The organism is Streptomyces sp. NPDC020884, from assembly GCF_044333935.1.
Taxonomy (GTDB): domain Bacteria; phylum Actinomycetota; class Actinomycetes; order Streptomycetales; family Streptomycetaceae; genus Streptomyces.
Genome location: NZ_JBIRRY010000020.1, coordinates 1 through 22,410 on the forward strand (window position 1 = coordinate 1; position 22,410 = coordinate 22,410).

The 22,410-nt window shown below is 70.4% G+C and carries 3 protein-coding genes; all 3 read left to right on the forward strand.

Annotated features, from left to right (window positions below):
- A partial coding sequence (locus tag ACH4UK_RS36840; protein ID WP_398363605.1) for an SDR family NAD(P)-dependent oxidoreductase occupies positions 1 to 2,283 on the forward strand: 2,283 nt, incomplete at its 5' end.
- 3 nt (positions 2,284 to 2,286) lie between these two features.
- On the forward strand, positions 2,287 to 8,958 hold the full coding sequence (locus ACH4UK_RS36845) for an SDR family NAD(P)-dependent oxidoreductase (RefSeq protein WP_398363607.1): 6,672 nt from the start codon (positions 2,287 to 2,289) through the stop codon (positions 8,956 to 8,958).
- Positions 8,959 to 9,028: 70 nt separating this feature from the next.
- The coding region (locus ACH4UK_RS36850) for an SDR family NAD(P)-dependent oxidoreductase (RefSeq protein ID WP_398363609.1) at positions 9,029 to 22,410 on the forward strand (13,382 nt) is incomplete at its 3' end.

Consider the following 22,410-nt stretch of genomic DNA (forward strand, 5'->3'; position numbering starts at 1 on the left):
CGGGCAGCCTGGCGGGACAGCGAGCACATTTATGCCGAGGTCGCGCTGCCGGACGAACACGCCGACACAGCCGACGCATTCGCCTTCCACCCCGCACTCTTGGACGCCTCACTCCACGGCGGCCTCGACCGGTTGAGCAGCGGCGACGGCGACGGCGACAGCGACGGAGACGGCGACGATGGGTCGGCCCGCCTCCCCTTCTCCTGGTCCGGCGTCCGCTTCGAGCGCACCGGCGCCTCGCGCGTACGGGTCCGGATCGGGTCCGCGGACGAGGACGGGCTGCGGATCGACATCGCCGACGAGTACGGCACACCGGTCGCCTGCATCGAGAAGCTGGCGTTCCGGCGGATCGACCAGGCGCAGCTCGAGGGGGTGCGGCAACCGGGCAGCAGCTCACTGTTCACCGTGAACTGGACCGCCCTCACCCCGTCCGCCGGTGGTCCGGCTGTCGGGCGTACAGCGGTGCTGGGCGCCGCCCCGGCGTGGTCCGACGAGCGGTATGCGGATCTGGACGCGCTCGTCCGGGCCCTGGCGGAGGGGGCTGCGGTGCCCGATCTGGTCCTGGCCGCCGTGGACGGCGAGGAAGACGGTTCCGGGGACCCCGGTCGGGCCGCGCTGACCGTCGCCACCCGCACCCTGGAACTCCTCCAGGGCTGGCTGGCCGAGGACCGGCTCGCCGATGCGCGGCTGGTGATCGTGACCCGGCGTGGTGTGACGGTCGGGGACGAGGTGCCGGACCTTGCGCAGGCACCGGTCTGGGGTCTGGTGCGCAGCGCCCAGTCCGAGCACCCGGGACGGTTCCTGCTGGTCGATCTGGACACGGACGGGAGCGAGAAGCTCGGCGGTGACACCCCCGAGTGGGGTGCGCTCACCGCCCTCGACGAACCGCAACTGGCCCTCCGTAACGGGCAGATACTTGCCCCGAGGCTGCAACGGGCCGCTGCCGCCACGGCTGCCGCCCCCGCGCTCGACCCGGACGGGACGGTGCTGATCACGGGCGGTACGGGTGGTCTGGGCGCGCTCTTCGCCCGGCATCTGGCCGAGCACCACGGTGCCCGGCACCTGGTGCTCCTCAGCCGTCGTGGCCCGGACACGCCCGGTGTGACCGAGCTCGTCGGGGAGTTGGCGGCTCTGGGCTGCGAGGCCCGCGCCGCAGCCTGCGACGCTTCCGACCGCGATCAACTCGCCTCGCTCATCGCCTCGTTGGAGCGACCGCTCACCGCCGTGATCCACGCGGCCGGTGTCCTGGACGACGGCGTCGTCGAGTCGATGACCGCGGAGCAGCTCGGCCGGGTGATGCGGCCGAAGGTGGATGCCGCGCTGCACCTGCACGAACTGACCGTGGGCATGGAGCTGTCGGCGTTCGTCCTCTTCTCCTCCGTCGCCGCCCTCGTGGGCAGCCCTGGTCAGGCCAACTACGCCGCCGCCAACGCGGTCCTCGACGCGCTCGCCGGACACCGGCGCGCCGCGGGGCTGCCCGCCGGTTCGCTGGCCTGGGGCCTGTGGGCCGAGGCGGGCGGTATGGCCGGTGGTCTGGAGGCGGCGGAGCTGGCGCGCCTCGAACGGATGGGCGTCGGCGCCCTGCCGACCGCCCTGGGTCTGGACCTCTTCGACCAGGCCCGACGGCTCGACCAGGCGCTGCTGGCCCCCGTCCGGCTGGACCTCGCCGCCCTCCGCGCGCAGGCCAGGGCCGGATCGCTGCCGCCGCTCTTCCGCGGCCTGGTGCGGATGCCCGCCCAGCCCGTGCAGAGCATGGACGTGCCTCTCGCACAGCAGCTCGCGGGCCTTCAGGAAACCGAGCGGCAGCAGGTCGTGCTCCAGCTCGTCCAGGGGCAGGTCGCGGCCATCCTCGGCCATGCCTCCCCCGGAGCGATCGACCCGGACCGTGCGTTCAAGGAGCTGGGCTTCGACTCCCTCGGCGCGGTCGAGCTGCGCAACCGGCTCACCCGGGCCAGCGGCGTACGGCTGCCCGCGACCCTCGTCTTCGACCACCCGACCTCCGGGGCGGTGGCCCAGCTGATCCTCACCGAGATCGGCGGCGATGTGGAGCCGCCCTTCGAGCAGGAGCTGCGGCGGCTGGAGGACACCTTCGAGGCCATGATCGCCTCGGTCGCGGCCGGTGAGAAGCAACGCGTGGCCGGACGGCTGCGCACGCTGCTGGACCGGCTCGGCGAGGGAGACCGGCGTGCCGATGAACGAATCGATGTGAACGAGCGCTTCGAGGCGGCCTCGACGGCGGATGAGGTACTCCGCCTGATCGACGCCGAGTTCGGCGAGGCGTGAACCGTGCAATCGCAGAATCAGACCACCCAGGGGGACACCACCATGAGCGTTGAAGCCAACGACCCGCAGCAGGAGAAGCTGGTCCGGTACCTGAAGCGGGTAGCCGTTGACCTCAACGAGACCCGGGCCCGGCTCCAGGAGTACGAGGACCGGGCCGGCGAGCCTCTCGCCATCGTCGGGATGAGCTGCCGCTACCCCGGTGGCGTGACCTCCCCCGACGACCTGTGGAAGCTGGTGGCCGACGGGCGCTCCGGCACCGGGGAGTTCCCCGACGACCGTGGCTGGGACATCGAGAACCTCTACGACGCCGACCCCGACCACCCCGGCACCTCCTACACGCGCGGCGGCGGATTCGTCGACCGGGTCGCCGAGTTCGACGCGGACTTCTTCGGCATCAGCCCGCGCGAGGCCCTCGCGATGGACCCGCAGCAGCGGCTGCTGCTGGAGACGGCGTGGGAGTCCCTCGAGGACGCGGGCATCGACCCGGCCACGCTGCGCGGCTCCGACACCGGTGTCTTCACCGGCGTGATGTACCAGGACTACGGGTTCGTCGCCGGGGAGAGCGACCGGCGCTCCGACATCGAGGGCTATCTGACGATCGCGTCCGCGGGCAGCGTCGCCTCCGGGCGTGTCAGTTACACCTTCGGCTTCGTCGGACCCGCGGTGTCGGTGGACACCGCCTGCTCGTCGTCGCTGGTCGCCCTGGACCTGGCCGCCAAGTCCCTCCGTGCACAGGAGTGTTCACTCGCGCTGGTGGGCGGGGTGACCGTCCTCTCCCGGCCGAACGTCTTCGTGGAGTTCAGCCGCCAGCGCGGCGTCTCCCCGGACGGCCGCTGCAAGGCGTACGCGGCGGCAGCCGACGGTGTCGGCTGGGCCGAAGGTGCGGGCCTGCTCGTGCTGGAGCGGTTGTCCGACGCCCGGCGCAACGGTCACCGGATCCTCGGCGTCGTACGCGGCACCGCCGTCAACCAGGACGGCGCCAGCAACGGCCTCACCGCCCCGAACGGCCCCTCCCAGGAGCGGGTGATCCGCCAGGCCCTCGCCAACGCCGGGCTGACCGCCGCCGACGTCGACGCGGTGGAGGGCCACGGGACCGGAACCCCGCTCGGCGACCCGATCGAGGCCCAGGCCCTGCTGGCCACCTACGGGCGGGAGCGCGGCGAAGGACCGCTGCGGCTCGGCTCCGTCAAGTCGAACATCGGGCACACCCAGGCCGCCGCCGGGGTGGCGGGCGTCATCAAGATGGTGATGGCGATGCGGCACGACACGCTGCCCGCGACCCTCCACGTCGACGCCCCGTCCCCGCACGTGGACTGGAACGCCGGAGAGGTGCGGCTGCTCACCGCCGCCGAGCCCTGGCCGGCCACCTCCGACCGTCCGCGCCGGGCCGGTGTCTCCTCCTTCGGGGTCGGCGGGACGAACGCGCACGTCATCATCGAGGAGCCGCCCGCGCCCGCCCAGGCGGACGCCGCCGACGCCGACGGGAACCCCGCCGGAACAGCCGCCGACCCGCAGCCCGCCGGATCCGCTGCCGACGTGCCGCCCTCCGGCACCGGCGACAGCATCGGCAGCGCGGGGCAGACGGCCCTCCAGCACGTCGACGGAGTCCCGGCCGCCGTGCCGGTACTCCTCTCCGCCCGCAGCGAGGCGGCCCTGCGCGCCCAGGCCGACCGGCTGCGCGGCCACCTGATCGCCCAGCCCGATCTCGGCCTGCTCGACGTCGGCTTCTCCCAGGCCACCACCCGGGCCCACCTGGACCACCGTGCGGCCGTCGTCGCCACCGACCGGGGCGCGCTGCTCACCGGGCTCGCCGCCCTGTCGGCCGCCGAGCCCGCCGCCCACGTCCTCGAAGCCCTCGCGACCGGCGGCAAGACCGTCTTCGTCTTCCCGGGCCAGGGCTCCCAGTGGGAACGCATGGCGATGGAGCTGCTCGATTCCTCGCCCGTCTTCGCCGACGAGATCGCCGCCTGCTCCAAGGCGCTGTCCCCGTACGTCGACTGGCGGCTGGAGGACGTCCTGCGCGGCGACCCCGGAGCCCCCTCCCTGGAGCGCGTCGACGTCGTCCAGCCCGCCCTGTTCTCGGTGATGGTGTCCCTGGCCCGCCTGTGGCGTTCCAACGGCATCGAGCCCGCCGCCGTCCTCGGCCACTCACAGGGCGAGATCGCCGCCGCGTACGTCGCGGGCGGACTCTCCCTGGACGACGCCGCCCGCATCGTCGCCCTGCGCAGCCGCGCCGTCGGCGAGCGCCTCGCCGGAGGCGGCGGCATGGTCTCCGTCTCCCTTCCGGTGGACCGGGTCGAAGAACAACTGCTCCCCTACGAGGGCCGCGTGTCGGTCGCCGCCGTCAACAGCGCCGCGAGCGTCGTCGTCGCCGGTGAGCCCGAGGCCCTGGATGAGCTGCTGGCCATATGGGAGCGTGACGGCGTGCGGGCCCGGCGGGTCCCCGTGGACTACGCCTCCCACTCCGCGCAGGTCGAGATCATCCATGACGAACTCCTCGAACTGCTCGCGCCCATCACCCCGCGCAGCGGCGACATCCCCTTCTACTCCACCGTAGAGGGCGAGTTCATCGACACCGCCCGGCTCGACGCCGGCTACTGGTACGCCAACCTGCGCGGCCGGGTCGGTTTCGAACCGGCCGTCCGTGCTCTCGTGGACAACGGCGTCAACTGCTTCATCGAGACCTCCCCGCACCCCGTCCTCACGATGGCGGTCGCCGAGACCTCCCAGGGACTCGAGGCCGCCGAAGAGGTCAGGGTCATCGGCTCACTGCGCCGTGGCGAAGGCGGCCCCGAGCGGTTCGCGACCTCGCTCGCCGAGGCGCACGTCGCCGGAGCACACCTCCACTGGCACTCCTTCTACGCCGGCACCGGCGCCCAGCGCGTCCAGCTGCCGACGTACGCGTTCCAGCGCGAGCGCTTCTGGCCCACACGCGGCACCGGCACCGGCGACCTGACCGCCGCCGGACTCGGACGGCTGACGCACCCGCTGCTCGCGGCCTCCGTGCGCATCGGCGACCGCGACGAGTGGGTACTCACCGGGCGGATCGCTCAGAACACCCATCCGTGGACCCAGGACCACGCCGTCCTCGGCACGGTCATCGTCCCCGGCGCCGCCCTCGTCGAACTCGCCCTCACGGCCGGCCGCACCGCCGGCGCCCCCGTCGTGGACGAGATCATCCTCGAAGCCCCGCTGATCCTCGCGGACGACACGGCCCGGCAGCTCCAGGTCACCGTCAGCCCGGCCGGTGAGGACGGCCGCCGGGAAGTGGCCGTCTACTCCCGCCCCGAGACCACGGGCGAGATCACGGGCGACGCCCCGGACGAGGCGGACGACCAGACCCGGATCGTCCGCCATGCCCACGGATGGCTGACCGCCGAGGCCGAACCCGTACCGCCGTTCCCCGCGACCTGGCCGCCCACCGGCGCGCAGCAGATCGCGACCGACACCCTCTACGACCGACTGGCCGAGGTGGGCTACGAGTACGGCCCCCTCTTCCAGGGGCTGCGCGCCGCCTGGCGCGACGGTGACGACGTCTACGCCGAGGTGGCCCTCCCCGAGGACGCCGGCGACGAAGGCTTCGGCATCCACCCCGCGCTGTTCGACGCCGCGCTCCACGGCGGTCTCCTGGAGAAGGAAGCGGGCTCCTCCGCGGACCTGCCGTTCTCCTGGTCCGGCGTCCGCCTCGGGCACGGCAGCGGCACGACCCGGGCCCGGGTCCGGCTCCGGCCGGCCGGAGCCGGCGGTGACTCCGGGATCCGCATCGACGTGGCCGACGAGACCGGCGCCCCCGTGGTGACCGTCGACGCCCTGGCCGTACGCCCGGTGGATCAGGCGCAGTTGGAGAAGGCACAGGGCAACAGCGGCGATCGGTCGCTGTTCCAGGTGGAGTGGGTCGTGCTGCCCGAGGCCGACGGCTCGCGGAGTGGTTCGGCGGACCGGGTCGTGGTGCTGGGTGAACTGGCGGCTCCGGGCGATCGGTTCGCGGACGTGGCGGAGCTGGAGGCGGCCGTCGCCGCGGGTGCGGCGGTGCCCGAGGTGGTGCTGGTCGAGGCCGAGGTCGACGCGGCGGACAGGGAAAGCGCCGCGGCGGCCCGCGAGATCACGGCGAAGACGCTGGAACTGGTGCAGCGCTGGGTCCGCAGCGAGCCCCTTGCCGACGCGCGGCTCGTCATCGTGACGCGCCGGGGCGTGGCCGTGGGCGAGGAGACGACGGACCTGGCGGTCACCCCCGTGTGGGGTTTGGTTCGGAGTGCTCAGTCGGAGCATCCGGGTCGGTTTGGTTTGGTTGATGTGGTGGGTGAGGTTCCGGATTGGGGTGCGTTGCTTGCGGTGGGGGAGCCGCAGGTGGCGGTGCGTGATGGTGTCTGTGTCGTGCCTCGGTTGGGGCGTGTGGGTGCGGGTGTCGGGCCTGGTGGGTCGTGGCGTCTGGGCGTGGAGCGGAAGGGGTCGTTGGAGGGGTTGGGGGTGGTTGCCTCGGGTGGGGGGCGGCCGCTTGGTGTGGGGGAGGTGCGTTTGGGGGTTCGGGCTGCGGGTCTGAATTTCCGGGATGTGCTGATTGCGTTGGGGCTGTATCCGGGGGACGCGCCGTTGGGCAGTGAGGCGGCGGGTGTGGTGCTGGAGGTTGGTTCGGGGGTGGTGGATCTGGTTCCGGGTGATTGTGTGATGGGCCTGGTGCTGGATTCGTTCGGGCCGGTTGCGGTGGCGGATCGGCGGATGGTGGTGCGGATGCCGGAGGGGTTCTCGTTCGTTGAGGCTGCTTCGGTTCCGGTGGTGTATTTGACGGCGTTCTATGGGTTGGTGGATCTGGCGGGTCTGCGGTCGGGTGAGCGTTTGTTGGTTCATGCGGCTGCTGGTGGTGTGGGTATGGCTGCGGTGCAGTTGGGCCGGCATTTCGGGGCTGAGGTTTTTGCTACGGCGAGTGCGCCGAAGTGGGATGCGGTGCGTGGGCTGGGGGTGGATGGGGAGCGTATTGCGTCTTCGCGTGATCTGTCGTTCCGGGACCGGTTCCTGGGGGTGACGGGTGGTGAGGGTGTTGATGTGGTTCTCGATGCTCTCGCGGGTGAGTTCGTGGATGCGTCGTTGGATCTGTTGCCGCGGGGTGGCCGGTTCATCGAGATGGGCAAGGCCGATATCCGCGACCCGGAGGTTGTGGCGTCGAGCCATCCAGGGGTGCGGTATTCCTCGTATGACTTGTTCGAGGCAGGTCCTGACCGGGTTCAGGAAATGCTGCTGGAGATTGTGAGCCTGTTCGAGCAGGGCGTGCTGCGCCATGCGCCGATTCGGGCGTGGGATGTGCGGCGTGGTGCGGAGGCTTTCCGGTTCCTGCGGGAGGGCCGGAACACGGGCAAGGTCGTCCTGACGGTTCCGCGTCCCCTGGATGTGGACGGGACGGTGCTGATCACGGGTGGCACGGGTGGTCTGGGCGCGCTGTTCGCCCGGCACCTGGCCGAGCAGCACGGTGTGCGGAACTTGCTCCTGGTCAGTCGGCGTGGTCCTGCGGCGGACGGCGTCGCCGACCTCGTAGAGGAGTTGGCAGCGACGGGTTGCACGGCACGCGCAGTGGCCTGCGACGTGTCCGACAAGGATCAACTCGCTTCCCTCATAGCCTCGTTGGAACACCCGCTGACAGCGGTGGTGCACTCCGCCGGCGTCCTGGACGACGGTGTCGTCGAGTCGCTGACCGCTGAGCAGGTGGAGCGGGTGATGCGTCCGAAGGTGGATGCGGCGCTGCACCTGCACGAGCTGACAGCGGAGATGGACCTCTCGGCGTTCGTGCTCTTCTCGTCGGTGGCGGCGCTGATCGGCAGCCCCGGTCAGGGCAACTACGCCGCCGCCAACGCGGTCCTCGACGCCCTGGCGGCCCACCGCAGGGCGCAGGGTCTGCCGGCCACCTCCCTCGCCTGGGGCCTGTGGGCCAACGCGACCGGCATGACCGGAGAGCTGGACGAAGCCGAGCTGGCACGCCTCGAACGGCAGGGCATCGGTGCTCTCTCCACCGAACTCGGCCTGGAACTGTTCGACCAGGCCCAGGGACAGGACGCGTCGCTCGTGGTCCCCGTACGGCTGGACCAGGGAGCCCTGCGCGCACAGGCGCGTTCGGGGATGCTCCCGGCGCTGCTGAGCGGGCTCGTGCGGATGCCGACCCGCCGCGCTGACAACACCGGCGGCTCGCTCGCCGCGCGCCTGGCCGCCGTACCGCGGACCGACTGGGAGCGGGTCACCCTCGAACTGGTCCGCGGCCAGGTCTCGGCCATCCTCGGCCACGCCTCCGCGGACGCGATCGACCCGGACCGCGCCTTCAAGACGCTCGGGTTCGACTCCCTCGCCGCAGTCGAACTGCGCAACCGGCTCACCCAGGCGACCGGACTGCGGCTGCCCACCACCCTCGTCTTCGACCACCCCACCCCCGAGGCCGTGGCGCAGTACCTGATTCCGATCGCCATGCCGGGCGACACGGTGCCCGCCCAGCGGTCCTCGGAGGAGAACGACATCCGAGAGCTGCTGGCCTCCATCCCGATCCCCCGGCTCCGCCAGGCGGGACTGCTCGAATCGTTGATGGAACTGGCCAACAGCGACGCCGAAGACGCCGCGCCGGAGGCCGAGGACAGCGAGTCGATCGACGAGATGGACGTCGATGCCCTGATCCGGATGACCCAAGAGGACCAGGCATGACCGCCACAGCACCCCGGAACGTGATCGAAGACGCGGCTGCCTCTGTGCGCCCGGAAGTGGAGGCGTAACCATGGCTGCCAACCAGAACGATCTCGTTGCGGCGCTCCGCAAGTCCCTGAAGGAGACCGAGCGCCTGCGCCAGCAGAACCGCCGGCTCATCAACCAGTCCACCGAACCCCTGGCGATCGTGGGCATGAGCTGCCGCTACGCCGGCGCCACCTCGCCGGCCGAGCTGTGGGAGCTGGTGGAACAGGGGCGGGACGCGGTGTCGCCGCTTCCGGACGACCGTGGCTGGGACGTGGAGCGTCTCTACAACCCCGACCCGGAGCAGGTCGGGAAGGTCTACGCCACGGGCGGCGGCTTCGTCGACGGCGTGGCCGACTTCGACGCCGGCTTCTTCGAGATCAGCCCGCGCGAGGCACTCGCCAGCGACCCGGCCCAGCGGCTGGTGCTGGAGGCGTCGTGGGAGGCGTTCGAGGACGCGGGCATCGACCCGACGTCGCTGCGTGGCTCCGACACGGGCGTGTTCTGCGGCGCGGTGCCCTCCAACTACGGCGGGCAGATGCTCCCCGAGCTGGAAGGCTTCCGCCTCACGGGCACGACGACCAGCGTCGTCTCCGGCCGGGTCGCCTACAGTCTGGGGCTCGAGGGACCCGCCGTCACGGTGGACACCGCCTGCTCCTCCTCCCTCGTCGCCATGCACATGGCCGCGCAGGCCCTGCGATCGGGCGAGTGCTCGCTCGCCCTGGTGGGCGGCGTGACGGTACTCGCCGGGCCGTTCCTCATGGTGGAGTTCAGCCGTCAGCGCGGCCTCGCCCCCGACGGGCGCTGCAAGCCGTACGCGGCGGCCGCCGATGGCACCGGCTTCTCGGACGGCGTCGGGCTGTTGGTGCTGGAGCGGTTGTCGGACGCACGGCGGCTTGGTCATGAAGTGTTGGCCGTGGTCCGTGGGAGTGCGATCAATCAGGATGGTGCGAGTAATGGTCTGACGGCTCCGAACGGTCCGTCGCAGGAGCGGGTGATCCGTCAGGCTCTGGCGAACGCGGGTGTCTCTGCGGCTGAGGTGGATGCGGTCGAGGGGCACGGGACCGGGACCCGGTTGGGTGACCCGATCGAGGCTCAGGCGTTGCTTGCGACGTACGGTCAGGAGCGCGTGGACGGTCCGTTGCGGCTGGGTTCGATCAAGTCGAACATCGGTCATACGTCGGCGGCTGCGGGTGTCGCGGGTGTGATCAAGATGGTCATGGCGATGCGCAACGACAAGCTCCCGGCCACCTTGAACGTGGACGAGCCCTCGCCGCACATCGACTGGGAGTCCGGTCAGGTCCGCCTCCTCAAGGAGGCCGAGGACTGGCCCGCCGGGGAGCGCCCGAGGCGTGCGGGTGTGTCGTCGTTCGGGATCAGCGGTACGAACGCGCACATCATTTTGGAGGAGGCGCCGGAGGTTTCGGCGGAGCCGGACGCTGAGGTGTCGGTTCCGGAGCGGCCCTCTGCGGTGCTGCTGTCGGGCAAGAGTGAGGTGGCGCTGCGGGCGCAGGCGGGTCGTCTGCGGGATCACCTGCTGGCGTCCCCGGGGCTGGGTCTGGTCGATGTGGGTCTGTCGTCGGTGCTGACGCGGGCGCAGCTGGGTGAACGAGCGGCGATCGTGGCCCCGGACCGCGAGCGGCTGCTGGCGGGGTTGGCGGCTCTGGCTGATGGTGTGCCGGCTGCTGGTGTGATGGAGGGGCGGGCTGGTTCTGGTCGTACGGCGTTCCTGTTTACGGGGCAGGGTGCGCAGCGTGCCGGGATGGGTGTGGAACTCGCGGTTTCCTATCCGGTGTTCGCGGAGGCGTTGGAGGCTGTCTGCGCGGAGCTGGATCCGCTGCTGGGCCGTTCGCTGCATGGGCTGTTGGTGGCGGAGGAGGGTTCGGCCGATGCCGACCTTTTGAACGCTACGGAGTTCACTCAGGCCGCGCTGTTCGCGGTCGAGGTGGCGCTGTTCCGCCTGGTCGAATCCCTGGGCATGCGCCCGGACTATCTGATCGGGCATTCGGTCGGCGAGCTGGTCGCCGCGCACGTGGCTGGGGTGTTGTCCCTGGCGGATGCGTGTGCGCTGGTGGTAGCGCGTGGCCGGTTGATGGGTGCGCTGCCGACGGGTGGCGGAATGGCCGCTGTCCAGGCCACTGAAGAAGAGGTTGCGGGGTCTCTGGCCGGGTTCGAGGGCCGTCTGGAGATTGCCGCCCTCAATGGTCCGCGGTCCGTTGTGGTGTCGGGTGATCTGGACGCACTGGACGAGTGGCTCCCGCAGTGGCAGGATCGTAAGACGACTCGCCTCCGGGTGAGCCATGCGTTCCACTCGCCGCGTATGGAGCCGATGCTCGCTGAATTCCGTTCTGTGGCTGAGGGGTTGTCGTTCAGCGAGCCGCGGATTCCGGTGGTCTCGAATGTGACGGGCGCGGTGGTCTCTTCGGAGCTGGCCGATCCGTCCTACTGGGTGGGCCATGTCCGCAGTGCGGTGCGCTTCACCGATGGTGTGCGGGCGCTCCGTGCGGAGGGTGTGACCCGGTTCCTGGAGCTCGGCCCGGATGCGGTGCTCACCGCGTTGGCCCGGCAGAGCGTGGAGGAGTCGGCGGGGGAGTCGGCGGAGGTCGTCTTCGCGTCGGTGTTGCGGGCGCGGAGGCCCGAGGCGGAGACGTTCACGGAGTTCCTCGCGCAGGCGCATGTCGCGGGTGTGGGGATCGACTGGAAGGCGTTCTACGCCGGAACCGGCGCGCGACGCGTGCCCCTGCCCACGTACGCCTTCCAGCGCGAACGGTTCTGGCTCGCTCCCAGTACGGGCAGTGGCGACGCGGTCGCCGCAGGCCTCGGGCGGCTGGACCATCCGATGCTCGCCGCAGCGGTCGCCCTCGGGGACCGCGACGAGTGGCTGCTCACCGGGCGCGTGTCGACCGACACGCAGCCCTGGACGGCGGAGCACGTACTGCTCGGCAACATCGTCGTCCCCGGCACCGCACTGGTCGAACTGGTGCTGGCCGCCGGCCGCCACACCGCCACGCCGGTGATCGAGGAACTGGTCCTGGAGTCCCCCTTCCTCCTTGAGGAAGGCAACGCCGTCCAGGTGCAGGTCACGGTCGGCGAACCCGACGAGGACGGCCGCCGTGCCGTCGCCGTCTACACCCGTCCTGAGGTTGCGTTCGAAGCCGACGCGGAGAGCGGCGGAGGCGCGGCCGAGGCGACGTGCCACGCGCGAGGTGTCCTCGCGCTTGAGGCCGAGCCCGCCGAGGCGTGGCCCGTCGAGTGGCCGCCGGAGGGCGCGGAGCTCCTGGCGGTCGAGGACTTCTACTCCCGGCTGAGCGACATCGGCTACGACTACGGCCCGGTGTTCCAGGGCCTGCGGGCGGCGTGGCGGGCCGGAGACGAGGTGTACGCGGAGGTCTCCCTCACGGACGAACACCTCGACACGGCACGGGCGTTCGGCATCCACCCGGCGCTGTTCGACGCCGCGCTGCAGAGCGGTGCGGTCCTGCTGATCGATGGTGACGGCGGCGAGCGCCGGATGCCGTTCAGCTGGTCCGGCGTACGGCTCTCCGGCCGAGGCGCCTCTCGCCTGCGGGTACGGGTGGCCTCGGCCGGTGACTCAGCGCTCAGGCTCGATGCGGTGGACGACGCAGGGGCCGAGATCGTGTCGGTCCGTTCCATCGTCGCCCGCCCCGTCGCCCTGGAGCAGCTCGAAGGGGCGCAAAGGGCGGGAAACAGCTCCCTGTACAGGGTCGATTGGACCCCCGTCACGGAAGCCGCATCGACCGACGCGCGGATCGCGGTGCTCGGCGGCTCGGGGCACGCGGACCTCGACGCCCTGGTTGCGGGCCTGGCCGACGGCGCGGAAGCGCCCGATCTCGTCATCGCCGAGGTCGAGGGGCAGGGCGAGCAAGGGGACAGCCCGTCTTCGGTCTCGGTGCGGACGCTGGGCCTGCTGCAGGACTGGCTGGCGCGTGAGCAGCTCGCTGATGCGCGGCTGGTCGTGGTGACGCGTCGGGCGGTCGCGGTGGGGGAGGAGTCTCCGGATCTGGTGTCGGCTCCGGTGTGGGGTCTGGTGCGCAGTGCGCAGTCCGAGAACCCGGGCCGGATCCTGCTGATCGACGTCGACGAGCAAGCCCCGGATTGGGGTGCGCTGGCTGCTCTGGAGGAGCCGCAGCTCGCGGTGCGGGGTGGTGTGTGCCTGGCGCCGAGGTTGGTCCGTGCGTCTGAGGGTGCTGGGGCGGAGGCTTCGGCGCTCGACCCGGACGGGACGGTTCTGATCACGGGCGGTACGGGTGGTCTGGGTGCGCTGTTCGCCCGGCATCTGGCCGAGCGGCACGGTGCCCGGCACCTGGTGCTTCTCAGTCGTCGTGGTCCGGACGCACCCGGTGTGGCTGATCTGGTGGGGGAGTTGGCGGTTCTGGGCTGTGAGGCCCGTGCCGTGGCGTGCGATGTGTCCGATCGCGAGGAACTCGCCTCGCTCATCGCCTCGTTGGAGCGGCCGCTGACTGCCGTGATTCATGCGGCGGGTGTGCTGGACGACGGTGTGGTCACGTCCCTGACTCCGGAGCAGCTTGCTCGTGTGATGGGTCCGAAGGCTGACGCGGCCTTGCACTTGCATGAGCTGACGGCGGGGATGGATCTGTCGGCGTTCGTGCTGTTCTCGTCGGTGGCGGCGCTGATCGGGAGCCCCGGTCAGGGCAATTACGCGGCGGCGAACGCTGCGCTCGACGCTCTGGCTGCGCATCGCAGGGCGCAGGGTCTGCCGGCCACATCGCTGGCGTGGGGTCTGTGGGCGGATGCCTCCGGCATGGCCGGTGGCCTGGACGAAACCGAGCTGGCACGCCTCGAACGCCACGGTGTTGGTGCTCTCTCCACCGAACTCGGCCTGGAACTGTTCGACCAGTCCCAGCGCGTGGGTTCGGCGGTGGTCGTGCCGGTACGGCTGGACCTCGCGGCGTTGCGGGTGCAGGCGCGGGCGGGGGCTCTGCCCGCCCTGCTGCGCGGGCTGGTGCGGATGCCCGCCCGCCGAGCGCAGAGCGCGGGCGGTTCGCTGGCTGAGCGCTTGGTGGGTGTGTCGGAGTCCGATCGTGAGCGGGTGGTTCTGGAGCTGGTCCAGGTCCAGGTGGCCGCGGTGCTCGGTCATGCCACGTCTGCTGCGGTCGTGCCGGACCGGGCGTTCAAGGAGCTGGGTTTCGACTCGCTGGGCGCGGTCGAGCTGCGTAACCGGCTGACGCAGGCGAGTGGGGTGCGGCTGCCGTCCACGTTGGTCTTCGACCACCCGTCGCCTGTGGCTGTGGCGCGTTTTCTGCTGGCTGAGGTCGGTGGGGATGTTGTTGCGGAGAAGAGGCCGGTGGTGCGGGCGAAGCGGGCGTCGTCCGGGGCCGATGAGCCGTTGGCGATTGTGGGGATGAGTTGCCGGTATCCGGGTGGGGTGTCCTCGCCTGCCGAGCTGTGGGAGCTGGTTTCCCAGGGCCGGGATGCGGTGTCGCCGCTGCCGGACGACCGTGGCTGGGATCTGGAGGGCCTGTACGACCCGGATCCGGACCAGCTCGGCAAGGTGTACACGAAGGGCGGCGGCTTCATCGGGGGTGCCGGTGACTTCGATGCGGGGTTCTTCGGGATCAGTCCGCGTGAGGCGTTGGCGATCGATCCGCAGCAGCGGTTGATGTTGGAGGCGGCCTGGGAGGCTGTCGAGGATGCGGGGATTGATCCGACGTCGTTGCGCGGCAGCGACACGGGTGTGTTCTGTGGTGTGGTGACGTCGGATTACGGCGGGGTGATGCCGCCGGAGCTGGAGGGTTTCCGGCTGACGGGTACGACGTCGAGTGTGGTGTCGGGCCGGGTGGCTTACAGCTTGGGTCTTGAGGGTCCGGCGGTGTCGGTGGACACGGCGTGTTCGTCGTCGTTGGTGGCGATGCATATGGCGTCGCAGGCGTTGCGGTCGGGTGAGTGCTCGATGGCGCTTGTCGGTGGTGTGACGGTGATGGCGGGTCCGTTCTTGTTGACGGAGTTCAGTCGTCAGCGTGGTCTTGCTCCGGATGGCCGGTGCAAGTCGTATGCGGCGGGTGCGGACGGTACCGGTTTCTCGGACGGGCTGGGTCTGCTGGTTGTGGAGCGGTTGTCGGACGCGCGGCGTCTTGGGCACCGTGTGCTGGGTGTCATTCGTGGCAGTGCGGTCAATCAGGATGGTGCGAGTAACGGTCTGACGGCTCCGAACGGTCCGTCGCAGGAGCGGGTGATTCGTCAGGCGCTGGCTAATGCGGGTCTGACGGCTGCTGAGGTGGATGCGGTCGAGGGGCATGGGACGGGCACGCGGTTGGGTGACCCGATCGAGGCTCAGGCGTTGCTGGCGACGTACGGTCAGGAGCGGGCGGACGGTCCGTTGCGGCTGGGTTCGATCAAGTCGAATATCGGTCACAGTTCTGCCGCTGCGGGTGTTGCGGGTGTGATCAAGATGGTCATGGCGATGCAGCACGGGAAGCTCCCGGCCACGCTGAATGTGGATGAGCCGTCGCCGCAGATCGACTGGGAGTCCGGAGAGGTCCGTCTCCTGACAGAGGCCGAGGACTGGCCCGCGTCCTCCCGTCCCCGACGTGCAGGTGTCTCCTCCTTCGGCGTCAGCGGAACGAACGCGCACATCATTCTCGAAGAGGCGCCGGAGGTTCCGGCGGAGTCGCCCGGACGTCGTGCTGGCGGAGAGCTGCCGGCGGTGCCCGTGCTGCTCTCGGGCAAGAGTGAGGCGGCGCTGCGGGCTCAGGCGGAGAGGCTCCACGCGCATCTGCTGACGTCCCCGGGTCTGGGTCTGGGTCTGGCTGATGTGGGTCTGTCCTCGGTACTGACGCGGGCGCAGCTGGAGGAGCGGGCCGCGATCGTGGCCTCGGACCGTGAGCAGTTGCTGGCGGGGCTGGCAGCCGTCATCGATGGTGTGCCGGCTGCTGGTGTGGTGGAGGGCCGTGCTGGTTCTGGTCGGACGGCGTTCCTGTTCACGGGGCAGGGTGCGCAGCGTGCCGGAATGGGCATCGAACTCGCTGCGTCCTACCCGGTGTTCGCACAGGCACTGAGTGAGGTGTGCGCGGAGCTGGATCCGCTGCTGGGCCGTTCGCTGCATGGGCTGCTCGCGGCGGAGGAGGGTTCGGCCGATGCCGATCTCTTGAACGCTACGGAGTTCACGCAGGCCGCGCTGTTCGCGGTCGAGGTGGCGCTGTTCCGCCTGGTCGAATCCCTCGGGATGCGCCCGGACTATCTGATCGGGCATTCGGTCGGCGAGCTGGTCGCCGCGCACGTGGCCGGGGTGCTGTCCCTGGCCGATGCCTGCGCGCTGGTGGTAGCGCGTGGCCGGCTGATGGGTGCGCTGCCCGACGGTGGCGGAATGGCTGCTGTCCAGGCGACCGAGGAAGAGGTTGCGGGGTCTCTGGCCGGGTTTGAGGGCCGTTTGGAGATCGCGGCGCTGAATGGTCCGCGGTCGGTGGTGGTGTCGGGTGATCTGGACGCGCTGGACGAGTGGCTCCCGCAGTGGAAGGACCGTAAGACGACTCGCCTCCGGGTGAGCCACGCGTTCCACTCACCGCGCATGGAGCCGATGCTCGCTGAATTCCGTTCTGTGGCTGAGGGGTTGTCGTTCAGCGAGCCGCGGATTCCGGTGGTTTCGAATGTGACGGGCACGGTGGTCTCTTCGGAGCTGACCGATCCGTCCTACTGGGTGGGCCATGTCCGCAGTGCGGTGCGCTTCACCGATGGCGTGCGGGCGCTCCGTGCGGAGGGCGTGACCCGGTTCCTGGAGCTCGGCCCCGACGCCGTGTTGACGGCGTTGGCCCGGCAGAGCGTGGAGGAATCGGCGGAGGAGTCGTCGGAGGTCGTCTTCGCGTCGGTGCTGCGGGCGCGGAGGTCTGAGGCGGAGACGTTCGCGGAGTTCCTTGCGCAGGCGCATGTTGCTGGTGTCGGGGTCGACTGGGAGGCGTTCTACGCCGGTACCGGTGCGCGGAAGGTCGAACTTCCCACGTACGCCTTCCAGCGTCAGCGGTTCTGGCTCGCTCCCGGTACGGGCGGTGGCGACGTGGCCGCTGCGGGTCTCGGGCGGCTGGACCATCCGATGCTCGCCGCGGCGGTGCATATGGGTGACCGGGACGAGTGGCTCTTCACCGGACGGGTCTCGCTGGACACCACGCCGTGGGCGCAGGACCACGGTGTCCTCGGCATGGTGATCGTGCCGGGGACGGCGCTGGTGGAGCTGGCCATTGCGGCCGGTCGCCACGCCGGTGCCCCGGTCCTCGAAGAGCTGGTCCTCGAAGCCCCGCTGATCCTGCACGAGAAGTCGGCGGCCCAGCTTCAGGTCACCCTCGGCGAGCCCGAGGACGACGGCCGCCGCTCGGTCGCGATCTTCTCGCGCCCGGATGCCGCGACCGGGGTGGAGGACGAGCCGGAGGCGATCTGCCACGGGCGCGGAACGCTCATCCGGGACGCAGCCCCCGACGCGGAGCCGATCGCTCCGTCCTGGCTGCCCGTCGAGTGGCCGCCGCCCGGCGGTGAGCCGGTGGACGTTGCGGCCCTGCACGCGCGGTTGGCCGAGGTCGGGTTCGACTACGGTCCGGCCTTCCAGGGCCTGCGGGCAGCCTGGCGGGAGGGCGACGACATGTTCGCCGAGGTGGCACTGCCGGACGAGCATGCCGATGCGGCACGTCGGTTCGGCTTCCACCCGGCGCTCTTCGACGCCTCGCTGCACGGGGGGCTCAGCTGGCTCGACGACGGCGAGGGCGCGTCGGCACGGCTTCCCTTCTCCTGGTCGGGTGTGCGTTTCGCCCAGGGCGGTGCTTCGCGGGTGCGGGTCCGGATCGGATCGGCGGGCGAGTCCGCGTTGCGTGTCGATGTGGTCGGCGAGCAGGGCGAGCCGGTTGCCAGTGTCGAGAAGCTGGCGTTCCGGCCGGTGGATCAGGCGCAGTTGGCGAGTGTGCAGCAGGCGAAGAACAACGCGTTGTTCACGGTTGATTGGGCGGCGCTGTCTGTTCCTGCTTCGTCTGGGGCGCAGGCGTCGGCGCAGGTGGCGGTGTTGGGTGCGTCGGGGTACGAGAGTCTGGATGCGCTGGTCGCTGCGCTCGCCGAGGGTGGTCGGGCGGTGCCGGATCTGGTGCTGGCTGAGCCGTCGGATGCGGCGGAGGCTTTGGGGTTGCTCCAGGGCTGGCTGGCTGCTGATCAACTGACCGCTGCTCGCCTGGTTGTTGTGACGCGTGGGGCTGTGGCGGTCGGTGAGGAGTCTCCGGATCTGGTGTCGGCTCCGGTGTGGGGTCTGGTGCGCAGTGCGCAGTCCGAGAACCCGGACCGGATCCTGCTGATCGACGTGGACGAGCAGGCTCCTGACTGGGGTGCCCTGGCCGCTCTGGAGGAGCCGCAGCTCGCGGTGCGGGGCGGTGTGTGCCTGGCGCCGAGGTTGGTTCGTGCGTCTGGGGGTGCTGGGGCGGAGGCTTCGGCGCTCGACCCGGATGGGACGGTGCTGATCACGGGCGGTACGGGTGGTCTGGGTGCGCTGTTCGCCCGGCATCTGGCCGAGCGGCACGGTGCCCGGCACCTGGTGCTCCTCAGCCGTCGTGGTCCGGACGCACCCGGTGCGGCTGAACTCGTCGGGGAGTTGGCGGCTCTGGGCTGTGAGGCCCGCGCCGCAGCCTGCGACGCTTCCGACCGCAACCAACTCGCCGCACTCATCGCCTCGTTGGAGCGACCGCTCACTGCCGTGATCCACGCGGCCGGTGTGCTGGACGACGGTGTGGTCACGTCGCTGACTCCGGAGCAGCTTGCTCGTGTGATGGGTCCGAAGGCTGACGCGGCCTTGCATCTGCATGAGTTGACGGCGGGGATGGATCTGTCGGCGTTCGTGCTGTTCTCGTCGGTGGCGGCGCTGATCGGGAGCCCCGGTCAGGGCAACTACGCGGCGGCGAACGCGGCGCTCGACGCTCTGGCTGCTCATCGCAGGGCGCAGGGTCTGCCGGCCACATCGTTGGCGTGGGGTCTGTGGGCGGATGCCTCCGGCATGGCCGGTGGCCTGGACGAAACCGAGCTGGCACGCCTGGAGCGGATGGGCGTCGGTGCCCTGTCCACCGAACTCGGGCTGAGACTGTTCGACCAGGCTCTGCGCGTTGGCGGGTCTCTGGTTGTGCCGGTGCGCCTGGATCTTGCGGCGTTGCGGGTGCAGGCGCGGTCGGGATTGCTCCCGGCTCTGCTGCGAGGTCTGGTGCGGGTGCCGAAGCAGTCCGCCGGGGCGGGAGGTTCGCTGGCCCGCCGATTGGCCGAGGTGGGAGAAGCTGATCGTGAGCGGGTGGTTCTGGAGCTGGTCCAGGCCCAGGTGGCCGCGGTGCTCGGGCATGCCACGCCTGCTGCGATCGCCCCCGACCGGGCGTTCAAGGAGCTGGGCTTCGACTCGCTGGGCGCGGTTGAGCTGCGTAACCGGCTGACGCAGGCCAGTGGCGTACGGCTGCCGTCCACGCTGGTCTTCGACCACCCGTCGCCTGCCGCCGTGGCGCGTCTGCTGCTCGCCGAGGCCGGGGGGCTTGTCGCGGGTGGTGGGCCGAAGCCGGTCGTGCGGGCGAAGCGTGCCGTGTCCCGACTGGATGAGCCCCTCGCGATCGTGGGGATGAGCTGCCGGTATCCGGGTGGGGTGTCCTCGCCTGCTGAGTTGTGGGACTTGGTGTCGCAGGGCCGGGATGCGGTGTCGCCGCTGCCGGACGACCGTGGCTGGGATCTGCAGGGCCTGTACGACCCGGATCCGGACCAGCTCGGCAAGGTGTACACGCGGGGCGGCGGCTTTGTTGAGGGCGTGGCCGACTTCGATGCGGGGTTCTTCGGGATCAGTCCGCGTGAGGCGTTGGCGATCGACCCGCAGCAGCGCCTGGTGCTGGAGGCGGCCTGGGAGGCGTTCGAGGATGCGGGCATCGACCCGACATCTCTGCGCGGCTCGGACACGGGCGTCTACTGCGGCGTCGGCGCATCGGACTACGGGGCGGTACCGGCCGGCAGCCTGCCCGAGATCGAGGGATTGCGGCTGACGGGAGCGACCTCGAGTGTGGTGTCGGGCCGGGTGGCCTACACCCTCGGCCTCGAGGGTCCGGCGGTGTCGGTGGACACGGCCTGCTCGTCCTCTCTCGTCGCGATGCATATGGCGTCGCAGGCGTTGCGGTCGGGTGAGTGCTCGATGGCGCTCGTCGGTGGTGTGACGGTGATGGCGGGTCCGTTCCTGCTCATGGAGTTCAGTCGTCAGCGTGGTCTCGCCCCGGATGGCCGGTGCAAGTCGTACGCAGCCGGCGCGGACGGTACCGGCTTCTCGGACGGACTCGGTCTCCTGGTGCTGGAGCGGTTGTCGGACGCCCGACGGCTCGGTCATGAAGTGTTGGCCGTGGTCCGTGGAAGTGCGATCAATCAGGACGGTGCGAGTAATGGTCTGACGGCTCCGAACGGTCCGTCGCAGGAGCGGGTGATTCGTCAGGCGTTGGCGAACGCGGGTGTCTCTGCGGCCGAGGTGGACGCCGTCGAGGGGCACGGGACCGGGACCCGGTTGGGTGACCCGATCGAGGCGCAGGCTTTGCTGGCGACGTACGGTCAGGAGCGGGCGGACGGTCCGTTGCGGCTGGGTTCGATCAAGTCGAACATCGGTCATACGTCGGCGGCTGCGGGTGTCGCGGGTGTGATCAAGATGGTCATGGCGATGCGCAATGACAAGCTCCCGGCCACGCTGAATGTGGATGAGCCGTCGCCGCAGATCGACTGGGAGTCTGGAGAGGTCCGCCTCCTGACAGAGGCCGAGGACTGGCCCGCGTCCTCCCGTCCCCGGCGCGCTGGTGTCTCCTCCTTCGGCGTCAGCGGAACGAACGCGCACGTCATCATCGAAGAGGCACCGGAGGCCCCGGCGCAGCCTGTTGTCGAGGTGTCGGTGCCGGAGCGGCCTTCTGCGGTGGTGCTGTCGGGCAAGAGTGAGGTGGCGCTGCGGGCGCAGGCGGGTCGTCTGCGGGATCACCTGCTGGCGTCCCCGGGTCTGGGTCTGGTCAATGTGGGTCTGTCGTCAGTGCTGACGCGAGCGCAGTTGGGTGAACGAGCGGCGATCGTGGCCCCGGACCGCGACCGGCTGCTGGCAGGGCTGGCAGCTCTGGCTGATGGTGTACCGGCTGCTGGGGTGGTGGAAGGCCGCGCCGGGACTGGTCGTACGGCGTTCCTGTTCACCGGACAGGGTGCGCAGCGCGCCGGAATGGGCATTGAACTCGCGTCCTCCTATCCGGTGTTCGCGGAGGCCCTGAGCGAGGTGTGCGCGGAGCTGGATCCGTTGCTGGGCCGTTCGCTGCATGGGCTGCTGGTGGCGGAGGAGGGTTCGGCCGAGGCTGACCTTCTGAATGCGACGGAGTTCACGCAGGCTGCGCTGTTCGCGGTCGAGGTGGCGTTGTTCCGCCTGGTGGAATCTCTCGGTATACGCCCGGATTATCTGATCGGGCATTCGGTCGGTGAGCTGGTAGCGGCCCATGTCGCCGGGGTGCTGTCCCTGGCCGATGCCTGCGCTCTGGTTGTAGCACGTGGCCGGCTGATGGGTGCGCTGCCTGCCGGTGGCGGAATGGCGGCCGTCCAGGCCACCGAGGAAGAAGTCATCGCGTCCCTGACCGGGTTCGAGGGCCGTCTGGAGATTGCCGCCCTCAATGGTCCGCGGTCGGTGGTGGTGTCGGGTGATCTGGATGCCCTGGACGAGTGGTTGCCGCAGTGGAAGGACCGTAAGACGACTCGCCTCCGGGTGAGCCACGCGTTCCACTCGCCGCGCATGGAGCCCATGCTCGCCGAGTTCAGGAAGGTCGCCGCGACTCTCACGTACAGCGAGCCGCGTATCCCTGTGGTCTCGAATGTGACGGGCACGGTGGTCTCTTCAGAGCTGACCGATCCCTCCTACTGGGTGGATCACGTCCGCAGCGCGGTGCGCTTCACCGACGGCGTGCGCCTGCTTGAGCGCGAGGGTGTGACCCGGTTCCTGGAGCTCGGCCCGGATGCGGTGCTTACCGCGTTGTCTCGGCAGAGCGTGGAGGAGTCGTCGGAGGTGGTCTTCGCGTCGGTGTTGCGGGCGCGGAGGTCTGAGGCGGAGACGTTCGCGGAGTTCCTTGCGCAGGCGCATGTTGCTGGTGTGGGGGTCGACTGGGAGGCGTTTTACGCCGGTACTGGTGCGCGGAAGGTCGATCTGCCGACGTATGCGTTCCAGCGTCAGCGGTTCTGGCTTGCTCCGGGTACGGGTGGTGGTGATGCGGCTGCTGCGGGGTTGGGGCGGTTGGATCATCCGTTGCTTGCTGCGGCGGTGCGGTTGGGTGAGCGTGATGAGTGGTTGTTGACGGGGCGGTTGTCGTTGGATTCGGCGCCGTGGGTGAGGGATCACGTGGTGCTGGGCACGGTGATCGTGCCGGGGACGGCGTTGGTGGAGTTGGCGGTGGTGGCGGGCCGGCAGGC